The organism is Pseudoalteromonas sp. 2CM41L, from assembly GCF_023161905.1.
GTDB classification, from domain to species: domain Bacteria; phylum Pseudomonadota; class Gammaproteobacteria; order Enterobacterales; family Alteromonadaceae; genus Pseudoalteromonas; species Pseudoalteromonas atlantica.
In genome coordinates this window covers 390,239-413,265 of record NZ_JALNTN010000003.1, presented here as the reverse complement: position 1 = coordinate 413,265, position 23,027 = coordinate 390,239, and the positions used below count along the sequence as shown (strand labels likewise).

General features: G+C 41.7%; 20 protein-coding genes and 2 pseudogenes. 15 read left to right on the top strand and 7 right to left on the bottom strand.

Annotated elements, in window-relative coordinates; translation table 11 throughout:
* Window positions 1-50: 50 nt before the first annotated feature.
* From bioD to bioB, 4 genes are read right to left on the bottom strand one after another with little or no spacing between them, the layout of a single operon-like run.
* Window positions 51-734 carry a dethiobiotin synthase gene (gene bioD / locus MTF64_RS06750; protein ID WP_248450969.1) on the bottom strand — a complete coding sequence of 228 codons (684 nt, stop codon included), beginning with the start codon at window positions 732-734 and terminating at the stop codon, window positions 51-53.
* Between the two features lie 29 nt (window positions 735-763).
* Window positions 764-1,660: a methyltransferase domain-containing protein gene (locus MTF64_RS06745; RefSeq protein ID WP_248450968.1), complete on the bottom strand. Its 897-nt coding sequence runs from the start codon at window positions 1,658-1,660 to the stop codon at window positions 764-766.
* Window positions 1,657-2,814, bottom strand: a complete 1,158-nt coding sequence (locus MTF64_RS06740; protein WP_248450967.1) for an 8-amino-7-oxononanoate synthase — start codon at window positions 2,812-2,814, stop codon at window positions 1,657-1,659. The genes MTF64_RS06745 and MTF64_RS06740 overlap by 4 nt, the downstream gene beginning before the upstream one ends.
* Before the next feature lie 11 nt (window positions 2,815-2,825).
* On the bottom strand, window positions 2,826-3,866 hold the full coding sequence (gene bioB, locus MTF64_RS06735; RefSeq protein WP_004586639.1) for a biotin synthase BioB: 1,041 nt from the start codon (window positions 3,864-3,866) through the stop codon (window positions 2,826-2,828).
* A gap of 92 nt (window positions 3,867-3,958) precedes the next feature.
* Between bioB and bioA the strand changes: the two genes are divergently transcribed.
* The 7 genes and pseudogenes from bioA to MTF64_RS19910 all read left to right on the top strand — a co-directional run.
* Window positions 3,959-5,260, top strand: coding sequence for an adenosylmethionine--8-amino-7-oxononanoate transaminase (bioA, locus tag MTF64_RS06730; protein WP_248450966.1), 1,302 nt, complete (start codon window positions 3,959-3,961; stop codon window positions 5,258-5,260).
* 163 nt (window positions 5,261-5,423) lie between these two features.
* The gene (locus MTF64_RS06725) at window positions 5,424-6,236 is read left to right on the top strand and encodes a hypothetical protein (RefSeq protein ID WP_004586641.1); all 813 of its coding nucleotides are present in this window, start codon (window positions 5,424-5,426) and stop codon (window positions 6,234-6,236) included.
* Window positions 6,237-7,277, top strand: coding sequence for an extracellular solute-binding protein (locus MTF64_RS06720; protein WP_248450965.1), 1,041 nt, complete (start codon window positions 6,237-6,239; stop codon window positions 7,275-7,277).
* Window positions 7,278-8,777: an iron ABC transporter permease gene (locus tag MTF64_RS06715; RefSeq protein ID WP_248450964.1), complete on the top strand. Its 1,500-nt coding sequence runs from the start codon at window positions 7,278-7,280 to the stop codon at window positions 8,775-8,777.
* Window positions 8,778-8,791: 14 nt separating this feature from the next.
* Window positions 8,792-9,805, top strand: a complete 1,014-nt coding sequence (locus MTF64_RS06710) for an ABC transporter ATP-binding protein (RefSeq protein ID WP_004586644.1) — start codon at window positions 8,792-8,794, stop codon at window positions 9,803-9,805.
* Between the two features lie 18 nt (window positions 9,806-9,823).
* Window positions 9,824-10,012 (top strand): annotated as a pseudogene (locus tag MTF64_RS06705) (chloramphenicol acetyltransferase); the annotation flags it as partial.
* Window positions 10,013-10,324: 312 nt separating this feature from the next.
* Window positions 10,325-10,771: pseudogene (locus MTF64_RS19910) on the top strand (CatB-related O-acetyltransferase); the annotation flags it as partial.
* An 18-nt stretch (window positions 10,772-10,789) separates the two neighbouring features.
* On the opposite strand, the gene MTF64_RS06695 reads toward MTF64_RS19910, so the two are convergent.
* On the bottom strand, window positions 10,790-11,224 hold the full coding sequence (locus MTF64_RS06695; RefSeq protein WP_004586647.1) for an ATP-binding protein: 435 nt from the start codon (window positions 11,222-11,224) through the stop codon (window positions 10,790-10,792).
* 447 nt (window positions 11,225-11,671) lie between these two features.
* On the opposite strand from MTF64_RS06695, the gene asnS reads away from it, so the two are divergent.
* A complete protein-coding gene (gene asnS, locus MTF64_RS06690) occupies window positions 11,672-13,069 on the top strand; it encodes an asparagine--tRNA ligase (protein ID WP_024033570.1) in 1,398 nt (465 codons plus the stop codon).
* Window positions 13,070-13,220: 151 nt separating this feature from the next.
* Window positions 13,221-14,153: a substrate-binding domain-containing protein gene (locus MTF64_RS06685; RefSeq protein WP_248450963.1), complete on the top strand. Its 933-nt coding sequence runs from the start codon at window positions 13,221-13,223 to the stop codon at window positions 14,151-14,153.
* A 50-nt stretch (window positions 14,154-14,203) separates the two neighbouring features.
* On the opposite strand, the gene MTF64_RS06680 is transcribed toward MTF64_RS06685, so the two are convergent.
* A complete protein-coding gene (locus MTF64_RS06680; RefSeq protein WP_248450962.1) occupies window positions 14,204-15,130 on the bottom strand; it encodes an FAD-binding protein in 927 nt (308 codons plus the stop codon).
* Window positions 15,131-15,880 carry an electron transfer flavoprotein subunit beta/FixA family protein gene (locus MTF64_RS06675; protein ID WP_004586651.1) on the bottom strand — a complete coding sequence of 250 codons (750 nt, stop codon included), beginning with the start codon at window positions 15,878-15,880 and terminating at the stop codon, window positions 15,131-15,133.
* A gap of 206 nt (window positions 15,881-16,086) precedes the next feature.
* On the opposite strand from MTF64_RS06675, the gene MTF64_RS06670 reads away from it, so the two are divergent.
* The 6 genes from MTF64_RS06670 to MTF64_RS06645 all read left to right on the top strand — a co-directional run bounded on the left by MTF64_RS06670 (window position 16,087) and on the right by MTF64_RS06645 (window position 23,019).
* Complete coding sequence (locus MTF64_RS06670) at window positions 16,087-17,733, top strand: electron transfer flavoprotein-ubiquinone oxidoreductase (protein ID WP_248450961.1); 1,647 nt, start codon at window positions 16,087-16,089, stop codon at window positions 17,731-17,733.
* Window positions 17,734-17,866: 133 nt separating this feature from the next.
* Entirely contained in the window at window positions 17,867-18,331 is a 465-nt protein-coding gene (locus MTF64_RS06665; RefSeq protein ID WP_004586653.1) for an acyl-CoA thioesterase, read from the top strand.
* A 240-nt stretch (window positions 18,332-18,571) separates the two neighbouring features.
* On the top strand, window positions 18,572-19,141 hold the full coding sequence (locus MTF64_RS06660; RefSeq protein WP_024033565.1) for an outer membrane beta-barrel protein: 570 nt from the start codon (window positions 18,572-18,574) through the stop codon (window positions 19,139-19,141).
* A gap of 292 nt (window positions 19,142-19,433) precedes the next feature.
* Window positions 19,434-20,138: a tRNA (N6-threonylcarbamoyladenosine(37)-N6)-methyltransferase TrmO gene (gene tsaA, locus MTF64_RS06655; RefSeq protein WP_024033564.1), complete on the top strand. Its 705-nt coding sequence runs from the start codon at window positions 19,434-19,436 to the stop codon at window positions 20,136-20,138.
* A gap of 90 nt (window positions 20,139-20,228) precedes the next feature.
* Window positions 20,229-21,953 (top strand): proline--tRNA ligase, encoded by a 1,725-nt coding sequence (locus MTF64_RS06650; protein WP_004586656.1) that lies wholly within the window; start codon window positions 20,229-20,231, stop codon window positions 21,951-21,953.
* A gap of 226 nt (window positions 21,954-22,179) precedes the next feature.
* Entirely contained in the window at window positions 22,180-23,019 is an 840-nt protein-coding gene (locus MTF64_RS06645; RefSeq protein WP_029773612.1) for a UDP-2,3-diacylglucosamine diphosphatase, read from the top strand.
* The last annotated feature ends 8 nt before the right edge of the window (window positions 23,020-23,027 follow it).

Genomic DNA, 23,027 nt, shown 5'->3' with positions numbered 1-23,027 from the left:
GTATTTAATATAAAAACTGCTTTGCATTTAAAAACGCAAAGCAGCCACAATTAGCTCTGTATATTGAGGGTATTAAGTAAGGTTTTGTATATTTGCAGTTTAGGGGTTTGCTCGCTGTATGGGCTTATAGCCAAAATAGGAAATGGCAAGCGTGCTTTTAACGAATCAAGGTTAGCTTGGTATTCGTCCATATTTGGGTCAACTTGGTTTGCAATCCAGCCTACACAATTAATGCCTAAACTTTGCATATGGGCAGCGGTGAGTAAAGCATGGTTTAAACAGCCTAGTTTCATGCCTACTACTAAAATTACGGGTAGTTGCTCGGCCTTAACCCAGTCGTATAAATAATCGGTATTATTAATTGGCAGTGCCCAGCCACCAGCGCCTTCGGTTAGGTGGTAATCGGCACCTTGTTGTTTAAGCGTTGAGTACGCTGCGCTTAGTTTATCGAGCGTAATGTTTACCCCCACTTGTTCTGCGGCTATGTGCGGCGCAATGGGCGGCGCAAAGGCAAAGGGATTTATTACATCGTATTTGGCACTTACCGTGGCACTTTCCATTAGCATTAGTGCATCAGCATTAACTAGCTGATCAAACGCCATTTCGCAGCCTGCGGCAAGTGGCTTAAAGCCAATTGCGTTTTTTTTATGTTGGGCAAGTAGCTTTAATAGCAAACTAGTCACGTGGGTTTTTCCGGCGTCGGTGTCGGTACCGGTAATAAAAAATTCTTTCATTTTACTGCCTTGATTAATTTTAATATTAGCTACTCATGGCTTTTTTGTAATGATAACAATACCACATGGTAAGATACACACGCATGATTGTTTAAAAGCGGATACGCATTACACACCCGCTGTAGCGCCGACTTAGTTAATAATCCTTGGCGCGAATTAGCATGATTTTGTGTTGTAGCACCAATGGCTTTAATAGATTTGATGGCTTTTAATGGGCTTGAATAACAATCGGTATAAATTACTTTTTGCGAACTATTAATACTAAACCCTGCCTTTTGGACCGACCGGTTTATATAAGCGTGTGTATTAAAGGTATTTATATGGCTACGGTTATCAAGCGCTGCAAACGCTGTTTTAATTTCGTTAAGCGAGCCCGCAACAACTGTGCTTATATAAGCCTGCCCGCCAGGCTTTAAGCTTTTATAAAGCGAATGCATTAATTTTTCAAAATTAGCCGACCACTGCACTGCAAAGTTACTAAATATAGCGTCAATACTGTTGGCTTGTAGCGGCAGGTTATCCATATCGGCGCAAACTTTTGGGTTAGTTAATGCAGCGCTTTTAAGCATGTTTAAGCTTAAATCTATCGCGATTACTTGGCCGTATTGTTTGCTTAGCTGCGAGGTATTAACCAGTGGGCCAGCTCCTAAATCTACACAGCGCTTATTTTGGTTGTATGGCTGGGAGTTTATTAATTTAAATAAATCGCTTGCTGCCTGTTTTTGTACATTGGCATGGCTGTTGTATTGCTCAGCTGCTTTAGAAAACTTATCACTCGCCCCCTTTTTAAGCGCTGTATGAGGGCGTACTTGCTCAGCACTTTGTATAAGCGCACGCTTTTGTGGAGCCCCATTTATAGGTAAAAGCGCGGGCTTTTTATTTAAAGCTTGCTTGCTGTGGGTATGAGCTAAAGCCTGCGCAATCATGTTATGGCGCCTTTTAATTGCTCAACAAGGGCTGTTATATCTGTATGGGTATGCGCCGCTGTTAATGTTACACGTAACCGCGCGGTATTATGCGCAACCGTGGGTGGGCGAATAGCGGTTAGCCAAATACCCTGCTGTTTGAGCCTTTGTGCTGCGTGTAACGTTTGCTCGGCGCAGCCAAGTACAATGGGCTGAATAGCAGTGTTTGACTCCATTACCGCAATGGCGTGTTGTTTACAAAGCTGCTTAAAAAAAGCAATGTTACTACTAAGCTGCTGGCGTTTAACATCTGCACATTTAATGGCTTGTAAGCGCGTAAGCGTAAGCGCTGCCATAAGCGGCGACATAGCGGTTGAATACGTGTAGTCGCGGTTAAACTGCAGCATGTAATTAATAAATTGGTTATTTGCTAATACACAGGCCCCGCTACTTGCTACTGCTTTTCCAAAAGTAATAACCAGTATATCGGGAAGTGCTAAGCCTTCATCTAATAATGCCTCACAGCTACCTAAACCGGTTTTACCTAGGGCGCCAAAACCATGTGCATCGTCAATCATAAGCCAAGCATTGTGCTCTTTAGCTAAAGCAAGCAGCTCTTTTATGGGGGCGGTGTCGCCATCCATCGAAAACACCCCTTCGCTAATAATTAGCTTATTGTGTGCTTTTGATTTTTCGAGCCGCGAACGTAAATGCTTTAAATCATTATGGTTAAAGCGTATTAATGCGGCATTTGAGTGCATTGCGCCGTCAATCAAGCTAGCGTGGTTGAGTTTATCTTGAAAAATTGCACTGTTTTGCGCCGCACTTTTATCGTTAAACAGCGCTTTAATTACACTGCTATTTGCACTAAAGCCCGAGTTAAACAACATGCCAGCTTCGTAGCCAAGTGCACTACATAAGTATTGCTCAAGCTGTTGTTGCTGCGCCTGATACCCAGTAACTAAGGGTGAGCTGTGGCTACCGAGTACGTTGTTTTGCTCAAGGTTAATACTGCAATCACCAAAGCCTAGGTAATCATTACTGGCAAAATTAAGGTACGTTGCGCTATTTACCGTAATGGTACGTGCTGTGGCGCGCTGCACCACATGGCGTTTACGCAATAACGCATGTTGCTGTTGTTGCTGCAAATGCGTATTTAAAAATTCAAATGGCATAAAGGGTAAGCTTAGGCTTCGTAAAATAAGGCTGACGTTGCTTTATCGGCCACTTGCGATGACAGCGATGCGGCAACGGCTTCGTCTGAGTAGTCTTGGTGTTTTTCTGGGTTCATGCCTAATTTTTTAATTAGCTTCATGTCGGCATCGGCCTCTGGGTTTTCGGTTGTGAGTAGTTTATCACCATAAAATATTGAGTTAGCGCCTGCAAAAAAGCACATTGATTGCATTTGCTCGTTCATGGCGCTGCGCCCTGCCGATAAACGCACATAGCTGTGGGGCATCATAATACGGGCGGTGGCTATGGTACGTATAAATTCAAAATGATCTAAATCGTCTACGTTTTCAAGCGGTGTGCCTTTTACTTTTACCAGCATATTAATAGGTACGCTTTCAGGCTGTTGTGGTAAATTTGCCAGCTGCATTAATAAACCGTAACGGTCGCTTGCTTGCTCGCCCATACCGACAATACCGCCTGAGCATACTTTCATGCCGGCATCGCGTACGTGATCTATGGTGTTTAATCTGTCTTCAAAGGTGCGCGTAGATATAATTTGCTCGTAATATTCAGGCGAAGTGTCAAGGTTATGATTGTAGTAATCAAGCCCTGCACTACTTAGCTCATGTGCTTTTTCATTGGTAAGTTTACCAAGTGTCATACAGGTTTCTAGGCCAAGTTCTTTTACTTCTTTTACCATTTTAGAAATATACGGCATGTCTCTGTCTTTTGGATCTGACCATGCTGCGCCCATACAAAAACGGGTTGCGCCTTTTTGTTTAGCTAGGCGTGCTTGCTCTACCACTTTTTCTACTTCTAGTAGGCGCTCGCGCTCTAAGTCGGTTTTATAATGCCCCGATTGCGGACAGTATTTACAATCCTCTGGGCAAGCCCCTGTTTTAATGGATAATAAAGTAGATATTTGTACTTCGTTAGGATTAAAGTTAGCGCGATGAACCGATGCCGCCTTAAATAATAAATCGTTAAATGGCATTTCAAATAATGCCTTTACTTGGGCGTGGGTCCAATCGTGGCGAACAGGTGCAAGTTCCATAGTAGTCTCTTATTTTTCTCAGTGGTGATGTTGGATTAGTCTACGTCTTGAAGTACCATTGTCAACGAAACTCACCACGTTAAAGTTTACATATGAATAAAAAACAAACGATTAACCTTGATTTTGATCGTGACCACATTTGGCACCCTTACACATCAATGACACAGCCTATCCCGGTTTACCCTGTTACTCATGCAAATCATAATTTAATTTACCTAGAAACCGGCGAGCAACTCATTGATGGCATGGCCTCATGGTGGAGTGCAATTCATGGCTATAATCATCCAGAATTAAATAACGCCATGATTGAACAAATTAATAGCATGAGCCATGTAATGTTTGGCGGCATTACCCATAACAGCGCGGTAGAGCTGTGTAAAAGGCTTATTACAATTACCCCAAAAAGTTTAACTAAGGTGTTTTTAGCCGATAGCGGCTCGGTAAGTGTAGAAGTAGCGATTAAAATGGCGCTGCAATATTGGTTAAGCCAAGGGTTTACACACAAGCAAAAATTAATGACACCGTATAAGGGTTATCATGGTGATACATTTGCCGCTATGAGCGTGTGCGATCCGGTTAATTCTATGCACAGTTTGTATAAAGGTTTTTTACCAGAGCATGTGTTTGTACCCGCCCCTGTAAGTAAATTTGATGGCGAGTTTAACCAAGCAGAAGCCCAAACGCTTGAACAATACTTTAAAACGCACCACCACGAGATAGCCGCCTTTATTATTGAGCCAATAGTACAAAACGCCGGCGGCATGAACTTTTACAACCCCGAGTATTTAGCCTGCGTTCGTAAATTATGCACACAATATAATGTTTTACTAATTTGCGATGAAATAGCCACAGGGTTTGGCCGCACGGGTAAATTATTTGCTGTAGAGCACGCTAATATAGAGCCTGATATTTTATGTATTGGCAAAGCCCTTACCGGTGGCTCAATGACCCTTTCGGCCACACTAACCAGTGATAAAATAGCCATAGGCATTAGTGAAGGCGAAGCCGGCGTTTTGATGCACGGACCTACATTTATGGGCAACCCGCTTGCCTGTGCGGTTGCGTGCGCCAGTATAGATTTACTTTTGGCGCAGGATTGGCAACAACGCATTAGCGATATAAACACTCAACTACAACAGCTTAAAAAGTGCAATGAATTAGATGCGGTAGCCAATGTGCGTACCTTAGGCGCAATAGGTGTTGTAGAGCTAACTGATGATGCTGGCAATGTAGATGTTGCTAAAATTCAAGCCTTTTTTGTAGAGCAAGGCGTATGGATTAGACCCTTTGGTAAACTTATTTACCTAATGCCCCCGTATATAAGTGACTCAGCCAGTATAAACACCTTATGTGATGCCATTTACACCGCAATTGCAGGTAAGCATTACTGCTAAGCGTTAAATTATACCTAAGAGGCATAGTCATTATTTGCCTGTTAGGTATTAATTTTGCTCAGGTTTTGAGCTTTGCATTGACGTATTTGTTATATTGATTTTAGTAAATATTACGGATATGATAATGTCTATCATTTACAATTACCTTTTCGGACTCTTTACTATGAAACACCTTTCTAAATCTGTAAAAACATTAGGTGCAAGCTTATTGTTAGCTTCTGCTTTTGTAACGCAACCGGCGCTAGCTAACGGCCCAATTGGTGAGCACGTAAACCATTTACAAGAAAACATTAAAGACTATTCAGAAGAAGTTGAATGGATGGTTGGTAAAGTAGACACCATGGTAACTGACTACAGCAAAAGCGGTGCTAAGGCTGTAAACAGCGACGATTTAATTGAATATTGGGAGTCGGTTAAGTTTCACAGCGCCATTGAAACTAACTTTGTGCCTGTATATGCCTCAATTTGGCAAGGCATTTATGGTGTAAAAATGGCTATTGATAACAACAAGCCTGCCCAAGAAGTGCGCAATCAGCAAAAAGCCATGAACATAGCCTTGTGGCAAGGTCTTGGTGCTGTTAAGCTTGCGGCAAAATTCCAGCAAAAAGGCTTACTTGATACAGTTAAAGCCACTGCTACAGAAGGCATGACCCAAAGTGCCACCATTGACGAAATCAAGCACAAGCTTGACCGTGTTGTTGCTAAATTTGCAGAGCGCTTAAACGAAGAAGCCACTGAAATTGTTCACGATACGTATTTACACCTTTTTGAAGGCGTAGAAGGTACGCTTATCGAACAAGATGCAAAACTAGTAGAAGTGCTGGAAAAAGATTTTAACGTAACACTACCGCAAACAATTAAAAGCGCTAAAAGCGTTGATGAAGTACGTGACGTGGTAAGTGATATGCACACTAAATTAGACCGCGCTAAAACGCTAATAGAAAAAGCGGAGAAGTCGCGTAAGGATGTTTTTTAAGTGAAGCGTAGGACCTTTATACAAGGCCTAGCTGCGTTAGGGGTTGTTGGCGCTTTGCCACTGCCCCTTTCTCGCGCACTAGCTGCCGATATAGCAAACCCAGTTTCTGTTGATAATTTACCAAAGCTTAAAGGTGATTTAACCTTATACCTAGGCCGTGGTGAAGGTGGTTTGTATGAAAATGTATTACAAGCGATTCAGAAAAAAAATCCTGACTTTAACTTAGCTATTCGCCGCGGTCCGACTGCTGCACTGGCCAATACTATAGTGGCAGAGGCAAAGGCAGGTGTACGCCGTGCCGATTTATTTTGGGCGGTTGACTCAGGCGCTATTGGCCTAGTTACCGATGCAGGCCTTGCAAAGCCCCTACCGAGTGATTTATCTGCTCAGTTACAACCGCAATTTAGATACGATCAATGGGCGCCGGTTACCGGTCGGATCAGAACATTGCCGTATAACACATCGCGTTTAACCAAAGATCAAATTCCAACAAGCATAATGGAGATTGCAGATAGCGATTTATCAATTGGTTGGGCGCCTGCTTATGCATCGTTTCAATCGTTTGTTACCGCTATGCGTATTTTAGAAGGCGATGATAAAACCGCTAAATGGCTTAAAAAAGTTAAAAAGCGCGCTAAAACATACGCCGGTGAACTCGGTGTTGTAATGGCGGTAGAACGTGGTGAAGTAGATATTGGTTTTGCTAATCACTACTACACGCTGCGTCTTAAATCGGGTAAACCAGATGCTAAATTAGACTTAGCCTTTACCGAGCAAGATGCAGGTTGTTTAGTCAATGCCTCGGGTATTTTAACGCTAAACGATGACCCGCTTGCTACTAATTTTATGCGTTACTTATTAAGCGAAGAAGTACAAGGTTATTTAGCCCGAGAAGCATATGAAATACCGCTTGTTAATGGCATTACTCAACCGGCAGGCTTACCGTCGCTGAGTGACATATCTCCACCAAAGGTTGATTTAACTCAACTTGCGGATTTACGCCCCACCATCAACTTGATGCGCAACAACGGCGTTTTATAAATGCGAATACCTGCTTCTTACCCAATGGCGCTGCTTGCAGCGCTCATTACGATTACCCCTGTTTATATTTTAATTACCCTTGCTAGCGACACCAGTACCCTTTTTGACAGTCATAATTTAAAAATACTGGGCAATACGTTATCGCTAATGGGCTTAACCGTATTAGGCTCTATTCTGATTGGGGTACCACTGGCTTTTATAAGTGCTTATGTGCATTTGCCTTTTAAAAAAATATGGCTGGTGATTTTTGCCGCGCCCTTGGCTATTCCAAGTTATATTGGCGCATTTACTTTGTACGCTGCGTTTGGCCCAGGGGGCGAAATAAATAACCTACTTGGCTTTGAAACCCCACCCATGTATGGGTTAAGCGGTGCAGCCATTGTAATGACCTTGTATACCTTCCCTTTTGTAATGATGACCACACGCTCGTCACTGCTCAGTTTAGATGCCAGCATGGTAAATGCAGCGCGTACCTTGGGTATGTCGATGACACAAAGTGTGTTTAAAGTAATTTTACCCCGTGTAGTTAACGGTATTGCAGCGGGCTCATTATTAGTGGCGCTGTATACGCTTTCAGACTTTGGTACACCTGCAATGATGCGCCTAGATACCTTTACCCGGGTAATTTACGTAGAATACAATGCGTTTGCATTAGGGCGCGCGGCGATGTTGTCGCTGCAGTTAATGGTTATTGTTGGCTTTTTACTTTTAATAGAATCACAAATAAAAACCGCCTCTGAACGACACGGTCGCCCACTGGTTTTATTTCCAACCAAATGGCAAATAACCGCAATGATTACTGCGTTTGGTCCTATTTTATTGTTAGCTATTGGTTTACCGCTGGCGATATTTTTTGTTTGGCTAGCACGCGATGGTTACAGCAACTTTGACTTTAGCATAGCGTGGAACTCAGCGTATGCCTCAGCCATTGCTGCCATAGTGGCGGTTATTGTGGCTATTCCTGTTGCTCATGCCGCATTAAGCGGAAAAGCCGGCAGAATAATGGAGCGCGTTACCTATTTTGGTTTTGGTATTCCTGGCATTGTGATGGGCACCGCGCTGGTATATGGCGGCTTGCAACTCCCGTTTTTATATCAAACATTAGCGCTTCTGATTATTGCTTACATGCTACGATTTTTACCGCTTGCCGTTGGCTCTATTCGCACCAGTACAGAGCATTTAGATCAAAGCTTAATAAAGTCGGCGCGCGTATTAGGCGCAAGCCCGCGTGAAGCCTTTACTCGCATTACCCTGCCGCTAACAATGCGTGGTATTATTGCCGGTGCTGCATTGGTGTTTTTAGAATCAATGCGCGAGCTTGAAGCAACGCTATTGCTAGGCCCAACCGGGTTTGAAACCCTTTCAACCTATTTATGGCGTGTGTACGAAGCCGGTTATTTTGGCCGTGCTGCCATTCCCGGTTTATTGTTAGTGGTGATTTCTGCCTGTGGCTTAGCTATTATGATGTCTGGCGAAAAACGTAACCAACTCGAACATTGAGGATTTAAAAACAAATGCTATCTGTAAGCCAGTTGTCTATAGATTACGGCAGTAACCGTGTAGTAAGCGATTTAAATATATCGTTAGGTGAAAATGAAATTCTCATGCTAGTAGGCCCTACGGGCTGCGGTAAAAGTACAATATTGCAAGCACTTGCAGGGCTTATCCCCATTAGCGAGGGTGAAATAAACGTAGGCAAATGGCGCGCAACGCCAAAACGTAATGTGCCCCCTGAAAAACGCAGTGTTGGTATGGTGTTTCAAGATTTTGCATTGTTTCCTCATTTAACGGTTGAGCAAAACATTTGTTTTAGATTAAAAGACACCGCCATTGCCGATCATTGGATTAAACTGCTTGGTCTAAATGATTTTAGAGCAAAAAAGCCAGCCACCCTCTCTGGTGGTCAAAAACAGCGCGTAGCACTTGCGCGTACACTTGCTCACCAGCCAGATTTTGTGTTACTTGATGAACCACTTTCTAACCTTGATGCCGCATTAAAAGATATGCTGCGCTGGGATATAAGAAATGCCCTAAAAGAAGCGGGAGTGCCTGCCGTGTGGGTTACTCACGACCAAGAAGAAGCGCTTTCGGTAGGTGACCGTGTAGGTGTATTACAAAACGGTAAAATACAACAACTCGATAGCCCTGAACAATGCTTTAGCATGCCAAACAATCGCTTTGTAGCACGCTTTTTAGGTGAAGCAAGCTTTATTGCTGGGCAGTTTGAAAATGGCCAAGCAACCACTAGCATTGGCGTAGCACCAGGGCAAGGTATAGACTGCGACAGTGGCGATGTAGATGTGTTGCTTCGCCCTGACGATGTACAGCTTATTCAAAACTTAAATCAACCTAACGGTGAAGTTGTTTGGGTACGCTTTGAAGGTGGCAGCCGTTTATGTGCGGTTAAATTAAGCTGTAATACGCTCGTTACTAGCCGTGTAAGCCACGAGGTTGTGGTTAATCCGGGTGACAGCGTTCATGTATCTATTGTTACTACTCACCCGCTGGCTGTGTATAAAAAACAATAATTAAACTATGAGGTAGCTATGTCTAAACAGGGCCCTAATCCAAATAACCCTGCCCCTGTTGAGGGTTTTCCTCAGGTTGGCTTTTTAAAAAACTTTATTACCTCGCCTAATATAGTTGTGGGTGATTATACCTATTACGACGATCCTGACGGCCCTGAAAACTTCGAAAAAAATGTTCTTTACCATTTCGATTTTATTGGTGATCGAGAGGGTCTGTTGATCTTTCGAGATTAAATTTGCAGTAGTGTGTTTGGTTTTTAGACAAGGCAGAGCCTATGTAGTGTGGTTATTTCACATAAATAGGCGATAACGCAGTATAAAGACCAAACACGCACTGCCCGAAGGGTTCTGCCTAGGGGCAATTAACTCTTTGTTGCCTACATGGATGTAGGTAAGGGGCGTGAGCAGGATGCGGAAGCTTTGCTCCGTTTTCACTTAGCCCACTAGGTCACAAACCTCGCGCCGCGATTAAATTGCCACTAGTTTGAACAAATTTTAATCCTGAAAGGTAAACAGACCCTTATTGGGAAGTTTTGCGCCATAGCTAAAAATGTGACCTTTATAATGAACGGCGCTAATCATCAAACCGCGGGGTTTTCTACCTATCCATTTTTTATATTTGGCAACGGCTGGGAAAAATCGGCCCCGCAGGCTGGCGAGTTACCCTTTAAAGGCAATACGGTTATCGGTCACGATGTATGGGTTGGTTATGACGCAACCATAATGCCAGGGGTAAATATTGGCAGTGGCTCTATCATTGCAAGTAAATCGGTGGTTACCTGCGATGTACCCCCTTATAGCGTGGTAGGTGGTAATCCGGCAAAAGTAATTAAGCCTAGGTTTGATAGCAACACAATAAATACGTTATTAGATATAGCTTGGTCGGATTGGAGCAATGAAAAAATCACTGCTCATCTAGATGCCATTACTCAATGTGATTTAAGCGCTTTAATAAAGCTTAAATAACCCATAAGTAACACTCACCTACCACTCAAACATGTACGCCATTTTACTAATGGTTTTTAAAGGCACGTTATGCGTGTTGCGCTTAGCGTATAAATGCTGCATAGACTTGTCTTTTACTTCACCAACAATAACTTCTTTAACTTGATAACCAAGTGCATGTGCTGCTTGAGAGTACGCAATAAACTCCCATTTTTTTATATTGGTGTTATCAACAATTACAAGCGGAATATTTTGCGCTAAAGCATTTATAAAGCGCGCTAAATTTAAATTATGATATTGCGGTAGTTTAAATTTATCAAAGTGATACTCGCCTTGCTCATTGACAAAGTAGTCATCGGTTGAACATATTAAATACTGGCTTGTATCTACTCCACCAAGCTCATCGGCTAGGGTTTGTGCATAGTAAGACTTACCACTTCCTGGTAGCCCTCTTAAAATAAAAACTTGTTTCATAGCATCCATTTCTGGGTAATGGTAAATATTAAATAGTTAAAATTATGATGTGCTGATTTACCGGCTTAATTGTTACTTATTATTTCATCATTGTAAGCCATTAGAATAATGCTGAAGCAGTTAGCGCGCCCACTAGCTTACACATTTTGCTCGGTGATTAAATAGCCTCAAGGTTGGCTAATTTCAATCCGTAGAGTCAACACGCAGTAATAATGCCACAAAATCACTAAATTTCAGAGCACCAAATAACAATAGTGGTAATTTAAAGCAAAAAACGCTTTAAAAGTAACCCACTTGCATAAAAACTTTTAAAGAGTTGCTCACAATAGTTTTTTTATTTTATTTAACTAGGTAAGATACACGGTTCAAGTTCAACGCACTAAATTTAACCGCTGCGTTGAGTAGTTAATATTATACAGTTAGGCAACTTATATCATTGGAGTGAAGATGAGCCATTTAGCGATTTCAGAGCTATTAAAAGGCAATGTTGCGGTAGACAGCCAAGTAACAGTAAAAGGCTGGATCCGTACACGCCGCGATTCAAAAGCAGGAATATCATTTTTAGCCGTTCATGACGGTTCGTGTTTTGATCCTATTCAAGCGGTAGTTCCTAATTCACTAAATAATTATGATGAAGTTACTAGCTTAACAGCCGGTTGTTCTGTGTCGGTTACTGGTGTGTTAGTGCAATCTGCAGGTAAAGGTCAGTCATTTGAAATTCAAGCTAATTCTGTCACAGTTTTAGGTTGGGTAGAAAACCCAGATTCATACCCTATGGCCGCTAAGCGCCACAGCATTGAGTATTTACGTGAGCACGCTCACCTTCGCCCACGTACAAACATGATAGGTGCGGTAACACGTGTGCGTAACTGTTTAGCGCAAGCTATTCACCGTTTTTACCACGAGCAAGGCTTTTACTGGATCAGCACCCCAATCATCACAGCCAGTGACTGTGAAGGCGCAGGTGAAATGTTCCGCGTATCAACACTTGATATGCAAAACTTGCCACGCACTGATAAAGGCGACGTTGATTACAGCGAAGACTTTTTTGGTAAAGAAGCCTTTTTAACGGTATCTGGCCAGTTAAATGGTGAAACATACGCATCGGCTATGTCAAAAATTTACACCTTTGGCCCAACATTCCGTGCAGAAAACTCAAACACGTCTCGTCACTTGGCTGAGTTTTGGATGGTTGAACCTGAAGTAGCATTTGCTGATTTAGAAGATATTGCAAAACTTGCTGAAAACATGCTTAAGTACGTATTTAAAGCGGTACTTGAAGAGCGCCGTGACGATATGGAATTTTTTGCACAACGTATCGAAAAAACAGCAATTAGCCGTTTAGAAGAGTTTGTAGAAAAAGACTTCGCCCAAGTTGATTACACTGACGCCGTAGAAATACTTAAATCATGTGGTAAAAAGTTTGAGTACGCCGTTGAATGGGGTGTAGATTTACAATCTGAGCACGAGCGCTACTTAGCTGAAGAGCACTTTAAAGCACCGGTTGTAATTAAAAACTACCCGCGCGATATTAAAGCGTTTTACATGCGCCAAAACGAAGACGGTAAAACCGTTGCCGCTATGGACGTTGTAGCACCAGGCATTGGTGAAATTATTGGTGGTTCACAACGTGAAGAGCGCCTTGATGTGCTTGATGCGCGTTTAGATGAAATGGGCTTAAACAAAGAAGATTACAGCTGGTACCGTGATTTACGTAAATACGGTAGCGTGCCACACTCTGGCTTTGGTTTAGGTTTTGAACGCCTAGTTGCTTATGTTACAGGTATGGGCAACGTACGTGATGTAATTGCCTTCCCTCGTACTAAAGGCAGCGCAACCTACTAATCAAATTAATTGATTTTAAAAGCCAGCTTTTTTGCTGGCTTTTTAATGCCTATTGTTTTTAATTATGGCTTTGTAAAATACTGTTTATAAATTAGAGATTTATAAATTTTGAACTATAGTTTTATAACGTATTCGTTATTTGGCTAATAGCATGATAAAAAACCTTATTTTGGCAGCAACCGTACTGCTTTCATCCTCTAACATTGCAACTTCAGTTTCTAATATTGCCCCCGATCACAAGCCTTTACTTATTGGCGGTTCTTCTTCGGTCTCGCACCTGTTGCTTTTATTAAAGCCCAATTATGAAGAGCAAACAAATACGGCCATGCAAGTCCGCTCCATGGGCAGTACTAAAGGCATTAAAGCCATAGCACAAAACATTATTGATATTGGTACTTCATCGCGCTATTTAACCAATGAAGAGCAAGAGCAATACCCTCATGTACGTCAAATTGTTATTGCGCAAGATGCGCTGGTATTTTTTACTAACAAAAAAAATAACATTGATTCGCTAAGCGTAGAGCAACTCAGCGACATTTATGCGGGCAAATATAAAACGTGGCAAGAAGTTAACCCAAATTATAAACCAGAGACACAAAGAGATAATAAAATTCTCCTGTTTAGTAAGGCCTATAACCATGGCACCTTTGATATTTTATTAGAGTTTTTAAACCTATCTTTTATGCGGGTTCCAAATGGTAATACAATTAAACTAAAGCAGGCAGGTAACCACGGGTTATTTCCTAAAATGGAAGTGCAGATGTATGACGAATTTAACCAAGCCCTTGGCATAGTACAACGCATGCCCAATGCCATTGCTTTTGACTCATACGGTGCAGTCTCGCAGCTGCTTGGCTCTAAAAAAATAAATAAAATAAATTTACTGGGTATCAATGGCGTTAACGTTTCAGATGAAACTATTAAAAATGGTGAATATACGTTTGTTCGCCCCCTAATTTTATTGGTAAATAGCCAATCTAGCCGCTCTGTAGAACAAGCAGAGGTGTTGCTCAATTTATTAAAAGATAAGCGTGTTTTAGATACTTTGTCAGCGCATCATTATTCTATGCTTGAGGTGGAATAAAAAAAGCCGCAGGAACCTAAGTTCACCGCGGCTTTACAACCAGAATATGTTTATAGCGCGTTTTCAAGCTGCGGTAATACCTCAAATAAATCAGCAACCAGGCCGTAATCAGCCACCTGAAATATAGGGGCGTCTGGGTCTTTATTAATCGCCACAATAACTTTTGAGTCTTTCATACCTGCTAAATGTTGAATAGCACCACTTATGCCCACGGCAATATACAGATTAGGCGCTACGATCTTACCCGTTTGCCCTACTTGCATATCGTTCGGTACAAAGCCTGCATCAACGGCAGCACGAGACGCACCAATTGCAGCGCCTAACTTGTCAGCAATACCGTTTAATAAAGCAAAGTTTTCACCATTTTGCATGCCACGACCACCTGATATAACCACCTCAGCTGCAGTTAGCTCAGGACGCTCTGACTCGGTTTGTTCAACACTTACAAAGTCACTTAATTGAGTATCACTTAGCGCATCTAATGCATTTATGCTGGCAGGTGATTGTTGGCTTTGTAAGTCAAAACTACTCGCTCGTACGGTGATCACTTTTTTACTATCAAGCGATTTAACCGTGGCAATTGCATTACCGGCGTAAATGGGGCGTTTAAATGTATCACTATCTATTACTTCTATTATTTCTGACACTTGCGCTACATCTAAAAGCGCTGCAACGCGAGGCATAAAGTTTTTACCTGTGGTGGTTGCACTGGCAACAATATGTGTATAATTATCGGCAATAGTTAAAACAAGCTCAGCCATATTTTCAGCTAACTGATGCTGATAAAGTGCATTATCGGCGGTGAGTACAGTTGTTACACCTTCAATACTGGCAACTTGTTCGCTCATTGCGCCTACATTTAAACCCGCAATAAGTACATCTATATCAAAGCCTAATTTACTTGCCGCATTGATTGTTTTTGAGGTTTCTGGTTTTAGTGCACCGTTATCGTGCTCTGCAATTACAAGTGTTTTCATTTAAATCACCTTTGCCTCTGTTTTAAGTTTCTCTACCAGCTGGGCTACATCTTCAACAATAATACCGCCACTGCGCTTGGCCGGCTCTTCTACTTTTATTAACTGTACGCGGGGTGTTAAATCAACACCTAACGAATCTGCTGCTATTACATCAAGTGGTTTACGCTTTGCTTTCATTATATTTGGCAGCGATGCATAGCGAGGCTCGTTTAAGCGTAAATCGGTAGTTACAATAGCGGGCAGTTTTAGTGCAACAGTTTGTAAGCCACCATCTACCTCACGGGTTACATTCACTGTGTTACCGTTTATATCCACCTTAGAGGCAAACGTACCTTGGCCGCGCTTAGTTAAAGCCGCAAGCATTTGGCCTGTTTGGTTGTTGTCTGAGTCAATAGATTGCTTGCCTAAAATAACCAGTTCTGGGGCTTCTTGCTCAACTAATTTTGCTAATAATTTAGCAATGTGCAGCGATTCTAGTTTTTCATCGGTTTCGATGTGAATGGCTTTATCTGCACCTAATGCAAGTGCGGTGCGTAGCTGCTCTTGCGCTGCTTTTGCACCAATTGTTACCGCTATAACCTCAGTTGCTGTGCCCGCTTCTTTTAATCGAATGGCTTCTTCTATCGCAATTTCACAAAATGGGTTCATTGCCATTTTTACATTTGCTAAGTCAACGTCGCTGTTATCAGCCTTTACGCGTGCTTTAACGTTGTAATCGATCACTCTTTTTATTGGAACGAGAACTTTCATAGGAACTCCATCTATATTTAAACCTACAAGCTAACGTGTACGTCAACCTATTTATTTTATGAATTCAGACTACTTCCTGTTGACGTAAACGTCAACCTAAAATAACCTTAAAGTATTCACAGCCTGTAACATTTAATGTGCAAGTATTAAAAAGGCTGCATTGCTTATCTAATTTAGCTAAGCCCGTCATAGATTAAGAGGTTATTATGGTCGAACGTGAAACCATGGAATTTGATGTAGTTATTGTAGGTGCGGGCCCAGCAGGCCTTGCCAGTGCTATTAAGCTCGCACAGCTAGCGCAAGAAAAACAACAAGAACAAACTATCTGTGTAGTAGAAAAAGGCTCCGAGGTAGGCGCGCATATTCTTTCAGGTGCGGTATTTGAAACCAAGGCCTTAGATGAGCTTTTGCCTAACTGGCAAGAGCTAGGTGCTCCCGTCACTACACAAGTGACACAGGATGAAATTTATTGGTTTAATAACTGCGAAAAAGCCACTACTCTCCCTCGCTTTGCGACCCCTAAAACATTTCATAATGAAGGTAATTACATTGTTTCTATGGGCAATGTGTGCCGATGGCTTGCCGAGCAAGCTGAAAATTTAGGCGTTGAAATATTCCCAGGCTTTAGCGCTCACTCTTTAATTATTGAGCAAGACACCGTTAAAGGCATTATTACAGGAGATATGGGCGTTGATAAAGACGGCAATGAAAAAGATGGTTATATGCCAGGTATGGAACTTCGCGCTAAATACACTGTATTTGCTGAGGGGTGTCGCGGGCATTTAGGTAAACAGCTTATCAACGAGTTTGCGCTTGATAAAGATGTGTCACCACAGCACTATGGCTTAGGCTTTAAAGAAATTTGGCAAATAGATGCCAGTAAACACCAGCAAGGTAAAGTAGTGCATGGTACGGGCTGGCCGCTAAGTGGCGATACCAATGGCGGCTCTTTTATGTATCACTGCGATAACAATCAAGTGGTTGTAGGGTTAATTGTTGATTTAAATTATTCTAACCCGCATTTAAGCCCGTTTGATGAGTTTCAACGAATGAAACACCACCCTGTTTTTAAGCAAACCCTTGAAGGGGGTGAACGCATTGCCTATGGCGCCCGTGCAATTGCAAAAGGCGGCCTTCACTCGCTGCCTAAGATGCATTTTGCTGGTGGCTTATTAATAGGTTGCGATGCCGGTACGCTCAATTTTGCCAAAATTAAAGGTAACCATACCGCAATGAAATCGGGCATGGTGGCGGCAGACGTTATTTTTAAAGCGCTCCAAAGTGGCCAAGCTAATACTGATTTAGCTGATTATAAAAACGCGTTTGAAAATTCTTGGGCTTATAAAGAGCTTTACCAATCGCGTAATTTTGGCCCCGCTATGCATACCTTAGGTAAGTTTGCTGGGGGTGCGTATAATACCCTTGATCAAAACATCTTCAGCGGTGCACTGCCCTTTACCTTTAAAGACAACACGCCCGATTACGACACGCTAAAGGATGCAGCTAACAGCCCTCACATTGACTACCCTAAGCCTGATGGCCTACTTAGCTTTGATAAACTCTCTAGCGTGTTTTTATCTAATACTAACCATGAAGAGTCGCAGCCTTGCCATTTAAAGCTTAAAGATCCCGCCATTCCTATTGCGGTTAATTTAGTAAAGTTTGACGAGCCCGCACAGCGCTATTGCCCTGCAGGGGTATACGAACTGCAACAAATTGAAGGTGAAGATCAGTTTGTGATTAATGCTCAAAACTGTGTGCACTGTAAAACCTGCGACATAAAAGACCCAAGCCAAAACATTACTTGGGTAACACCCGAAGGTGCTGGCGGGCCAAACTACCCTAATATGTAACTATTTTATGCACAAAGGTGCATTAAAAACCTATCTTTTACATATAAATTATAAACCTATCCTAAATTGCAGGGGCTTCGGCCCCTTTTTTACGGTATGCTCATAGGTAAGTTTCATAAAGTGAGTATTTAATATGCCGTCGTCAAATGTTGTATTTCGTTTTTTAGCAGAGCCTACCGATGTAAATTTTGGTGGGAAGGTTCATGGTGGTGTGGTCATGAAATGGATTGACCAAGCGGGTTATGCCTGCGCTGCAGGTTGGAGCGGCCATTATTGTGTTACTGTTTCTGTTGCTGGGGTTAAATTTAGACGCCCTATTTTGGTTGGGCAAATTGTCGAAGTTGAAGCAAAAATTGCGCATACAGGGTCAACAAGTATGCAGATATTTATTCAGGTACGGTGTGGCGATCCTAAAACTCAAAACATGGTAGAAACAAACCACTGTGTTATTAGCTTTGTAGCAATGGACGAAACAGGTTACCCGGTAGAGGTTCCTGCTTTTAAAGCACAAACAGAAGAAGATATTAAATTGGAAAACTACGCTATTAAAATGAAACAAATTGCAATTGAGACAGAAAATTTGCTTCATAAAGTATAAAAGTACAATGTAAAATTCACATAGACCGTGTAAAAGGTACAACCTTTACTTAGAAAACAAAAAACTAAAAAAGTTCACCCTGCTTATAAAAAATACAAAATAGCCGTAAAAATGCCGTATAAGTCGTTTTTACGGCTATTTTGCAACCACAGCCTATTGTTGGCATGCTCACTGCAAATAACTAATTGTCGTTTGATAAGTTAAATCAAACATTTATTATTTTTTTAAAGGAGCTATACAATGATTAAAACACTTTCTCTTTCTGCAATTGCTTTAGCAACACTGGGTTTTAACTCTGCAGCACACGCTGACATTACGGATTTTGATTCTCCTCGCATTTATACAGGTGTTGGTTATGGCCAATACTCATTTGAATTTGAAGACAGCGAAAACGACACTGAATTTGATGACGATGCACAAATGCTAAAAGGTTACATTGGTACACAATTTAACGAACACTTTAGTGTTGAGTTAGCTTATCAAAACTTTGATGAAGTGAGCGACATCGACAGCAAAGCAGAAGTTGATGGTGTGTCATTAGCAGCTATTTTAGCGGCTCCGCTTTCTGAAAGCTTTTCAGTATATGCTAAAGGTGGTTGGTTTGAATGGGATGCAGATGTAGAGCAAGAGCTTCCTGTTGGTAGCATTTCAGCATCACAAGACGGCGGCGACGTGTTTTACGGCGCGGGTATTCAATACGCGTTTTCTAGCAATGTTCAAATGCGCTTAGAGTACGAACGCTACGAACTAGATGATGAAATTGACCCAGAAATGGATGTTGCATCAGTATCAATTCAATACATGTTTTAATTAGCATTTAAAACACTTAAGGGTGAGCCATGTGCTCACCTTTTTGTTGCTTATACATAATATCCATCCGTAATAATAGCTAATCATATCGCGGCGCTAAACGTGTCGCTCCAGCCTCAAAATAGCTCCACTTAATTTAGCAAATTGGAATAAACACTAATCGCTATATTTTAAACCGTTTAGTCTAATACTCAATTAAACCAGCTAGTCTAAAATATAACGCATTAACTGTACTGCTATAAATACTAAATAGAGGTAGAATAGCGCCCTATTTTTTTGTTAACTGAGCATTATGAGCGATTATAGCATTTCGGCTGTTGGCCACATTCAATCCCCTTATAAACAAAAGTTTGCAATACCTAGGCAACCACGTTTAGTGCCTCAAGCTAAAGCCAAACTTATTTTTACTGCTGAGTTTAATCGTGAAGAATTTGTGCGAGGCATTGAAGAATTTAGCCATATTTGGCTATTGTTTAGGTTTCATGAAACCGCCGATAAAGGGTATTCAGCTATGGTGCGCCCACCACGTTTAGGCGGCAATGAGCGCAAAGGCGTTTTTGCAACGCGTGCAACATTTAGACCCAACGCCATTGGGATGAGCGCAGTAAAACTTGAAGGCGTTGAGTATAAAAACGGCCAACTTAGTTTACTGCTTGCTGGTATTGATTTACTCGATGGCACGCCTATTGTGGATATAAAGCCTTACTTACCGTATTCAGATGCAATGCACGACGCCAGTGCCGGTTTTGCCGATACCCGACCAGAAACACAAATGAGCGTCGCGTTTTCACCCGAGGCAATTGAATTTATTGCCAAGCAAACACACTACCCTGAGCTTGAAGATTTTATTACTAATGTACTAAAACAAGACCCACGCCCTGCCTATAAAAAACAAAAACAAGGCGAGCAAAGTTATGGTATGACACTGTATAATTATAATATACGCTGGCAGGTTAACGGCGAGCATAACTTAGTAACAAGTATAGAAAATAACTAAAAAGTGCAGTTAGCGCTTTAGTGTAAAAGCAAGCGCTGGTAAACTTAGCGCCCTATTAAAAAGAACATATTACTTAATTTCGGAAAAATCATGCGTACCAGTCAATATATACTCGCAACACTTAAAGAAACGCCATCAGATGCTGAAATTGTTTCGCATCAATTAATGCTTAGAGCCGGTATGATCCGTCGCGTCGCTTCGGGTTTATATACATGGTTACCCTCTGGTTTACGCGTTCTTCGTAAAGTAGAAAATATTGTTCGTGAAGAAATGGATAAAGCAGGCGCAATAGAAATGTTGATGCCGGTTATTCAGCCTGCTGATTTATGGCAAGAGTCTGGCCGTTGGGAGCAATTTGGTCCTGAACTTGTGCGCTTTAACGACCGCCATAACCGTGAGTTTGCGCTAGGTCCTACGCATGAAGAAGTAATTACAGATTTTGTTCGCAAAGAGATTAGCAGCTATAAACAACTGCCTGTTACTTTATACCAAGTACAAACTAAAGTGCGCGATGAAAGACGCCCACGCTTTGGTGTAATGCGTGCACGTGAATTTACGATGAAAGACGCGTATTCATTTCATTTAAGTGAAGCGTGTTTAGATGCCACATATAAAGTAATGCACAAAGCGTACTGTAATATTTTTGAACGTTTAAACCTAGAATACCGCCCTGTGCTTGCTGATACAGGCTCTATTGGTGGTAGCTTATCGCATGAGTTTCATGTACTTGCTGAATCAGGTGAAGACGCGATTGCCTTTAGTGATGCAAGCGATTATGCAGCTAACATCGAAAAAGCAGAAGCGTTAGCTCCCACTCAAAGTCGTCCTGAGCCATCTAAAGAGCTTAAAGCGTTTCCTACACCAGATGCTAAAACCATTAGCGAGCTTAAAAAACACTACGGCGTTAAACCACACCGCGGTGTTAAAACTTTAATTGTGTACGGTACGCCAGATGAAAACGAACAACGTGGTTTAGTTGCGCTTGTACTACGTGGCGATCACGAGTTAAACGAATTAAAGGCTGAAAAGCACCCACTTGTAGACTCTCCACTAGAAATGGCCACTGAGGCTGACATTGTTGCGGCTATTGGTGCAAAGCCAGGTTCACTTGGCCCGGTGGGTTTATCAATGCCAATTATTGTAGACAGAACTGCTAATGTAATGGCAGATTTTGTTGCCGGTGCTAATAAAGATGACGAGCACTTTAGCGGAATTAACTGGGATCGCGATGTTAAAGAATATCAAGTTGCTGATATTCGTAACATTGTTGAAGGCGATCCAAGCCCGTGTGGACAAGGTACTTTACAAATTAAACGCGGTATTGAAGTTGGTCATATTTTCCAACTTGGTACTAAGTACTCAGAAGCCATGAAAGCAGGCGTACTGAGCGAGTCGGGTAAAAACCAAGTAATGACTATGGGTTGTTACGGTATTGGTGTTTCGCGCATTGTGGCAGCGGCTATTGAGCAAAATAATGATGATTACGGTATTATTTGGCCACAATCTATTGCCCCATTTGATTTAGCTATTGTGCCAATGAACATGCATAAGTCGCATCGTATTCCTGATATTGCTAATAATCTATACCAAGGTTTAAAAGATGCAGGCCTAGATGTTTTATTTGATGATCGTAAAGAGCGCCCTGGCGTTATGTTTAACGACATGGAATTAATGGGTGTACCTTATACTTTAGTGATTGGTGAGCGTAACCTTGATGAAAACAAGGTTGAGCTTAAAAATCGCCGCACCGGTGAAAAGTTAATGGTTGATTTAGACACCGCAATTGAGACTATTAAAGCGGCTGTTAAAGGTTAATAACACCCACGCTTAAAACAAACTATAAGGCCGCATTTAAACATGCGGCCTTTTTTATGCGCGTTTAATGATAATGTATAAAACCGCTCACCTAATCTCCTTTCCATAACAATAAACTTTAATTAGCTGGTTTGATATAAATTGTCATGCAGGCTTCGCTAAAGTGTCTCATAAGTGTCATTAGATTTATCTACAGTGTTTAATTATTACACTATGGATGACGGGCATGACAAACAATCAACAGCGTAAAAAACAACATTATCCAGCCGTTTGGATATCGGATGTACATTTAGGTTATAAAGACTGTAGAGCCGACTATTTATTAGATTTTTTAAATTCAATTGAATGCGATACGCTTTATTTAGTGGGTGATATTGTTGATCTGTGGTCGATGAAGCGCAGTTTTTATTGGCACCCATCTCATTACCAAGTGCTTAGTTGTATACAACAAAAAGCCCTTGATGGCACCCGTGTAATATACATACCTGGTAACCACGACGAGACCTTTCGCCACTACATAAATCAAACTTTATTTGGTGTAGAGGTCCACCAGCAGTTTATTCATACCACTAAAGCCAATAAACGCTTTTTACTGATCCACGGTGATGACTTTGACTCGGCAACCCGCTACAACAAGCTCATAAGTATTGCAGGCGATGCAGGTTACGACTTACTGCTGTTTTTAAATCGATGGACTAACCGAGTTCGTAAAGTGTTTGGCGGTAACTACTATTCGCTTGCTGCGTGGATAAAAGCACGCGTACATAAAGCCCGGGAAGCCATTGCGGCTTTTGAAGATGCCGCTATACATGAGGCAAAAAAACAAAAGGTCGATGGCATTATTTGCGGACACATCCATCACCCTAAAATTAAAGTAGTAGATGGCATAGTATATTGTAATGATGGTGATTGGATTGAAAGCTGTACCGCATTAGTTGAGCAACCAAACGGTAAAATAGAGCTGTTGCATTGGTCTGATACGCAAAAAGTACTTGATACAGCCGATGTAACCAGCTTAGTTAAACCTATTCAAACTGATACCAAACCGAGTAAGTCAGCAGCGTAACTGCTGAC

Bases quoted from the DNA above. Each gene is read 5' to 3' on its own strand.
- bioD (WP_248450969.1), bottom strand. From the start codon at position 734: ATGAAAGAATTTTTTATTACCGGTACCGACACCGACGCCGGAAAAACC.
- MTF64_RS06745 (WP_248450968.1), bottom strand. From the start codon at position 1,660: ATGATTGCGCAGGCTTTAGCTCATACCCACAGCAAGCAAGCTTTAAAT.
- MTF64_RS06740 (WP_248450967.1), bottom strand. From the start codon at position 2,814: ATGCCATTTGAATTTTTAAATACGCATTTGCAGCAACAACAGCAACAT.
- bioB (WP_004586639.1), bottom strand. From the start codon at position 3,866: ATGGAACTTGCACCTGTTCGCCACGATTGGACCCACGCCCAAGTAAAG.
- bioA (WP_248450966.1), top strand. From the start codon at position 3,959: ATGAATAAAAAACAAACGATTAACCTTGATTTTGATCGTGACCACATT.
- MTF64_RS06725 (WP_004586641.1), top strand. From the start codon at position 5,424: ATGAAACACCTTTCTAAATCTGTAAAAACATTAGGTGCAAGCTTATTG.
- MTF64_RS06715 (WP_248450964.1), top strand. From the start codon at position 7,278: ATGCGAATACCTGCTTCTTACCCAATGGCGCTGCTTGCAGCGCTCATT.
- MTF64_RS06710 (WP_004586644.1), top strand. From the start codon at position 8,792: ATGCTATCTGTAAGCCAGTTGTCTATAGATTACGGCAGTAACCGTGTA.
- MTF64_RS06695 (WP_004586647.1), bottom strand. From the start codon at position 11,224: ATGAAACAAGTTTTTATTTTAAGAGGGCTACCAGGAAGTGGTAAGTCT.
- asnS (WP_024033570.1), top strand. From the start codon at position 11,672: ATGAGCCATTTAGCGATTTCAGAGCTATTAAAAGGCAATGTTGCGGTA.
- MTF64_RS06685 (WP_248450963.1), top strand. From the start codon at position 13,221: ATGATAAAAAACCTTATTTTGGCAGCAACCGTACTGCTTTCATCCTCT.
- MTF64_RS06680 (WP_248450962.1), bottom strand. From the start codon at position 15,130: ATGAAAACACTTGTAATTGCAGAGCACGATAACGGTGCACTAAAACCA.
- MTF64_RS06675 (WP_004586651.1), bottom strand. From the start codon at position 15,880: ATGAAAGTTCTCGTTCCAATAAAAAGAGTGATCGATTACAACGTTAAA.
- MTF64_RS06670 (WP_248450961.1), top strand. From the start codon at position 16,087: ATGGTCGAACGTGAAACCATGGAATTTGATGTAGTTATTGTAGGTGCG.
- MTF64_RS06665 (WP_004586653.1), top strand. From the start codon at position 17,867: ATGCCGTCGTCAAATGTTGTATTTCGTTTTTTAGCAGAGCCTACCGAT.
- MTF64_RS06660 (WP_024033565.1), top strand. From the start codon at position 18,572: ATGATTAAAACACTTTCTCTTTCTGCAATTGCTTTAGCAACACTGGGT.
- tsaA (WP_024033564.1), top strand. From the start codon at position 19,434: ATGAGCGATTATAGCATTTCGGCTGTTGGCCACATTCAATCCCCTTAT.
- MTF64_RS06650 (WP_004586656.1), top strand. From the start codon at position 20,229: ATGCGTACCAGTCAATATATACTCGCAACACTTAAAGAAACGCCATCA.
- MTF64_RS06645 (WP_029773612.1), top strand. From the start codon at position 22,180: ATGACAAACAATCAACAGCGTAAAAAACAACATTATCCAGCCGTTTGG.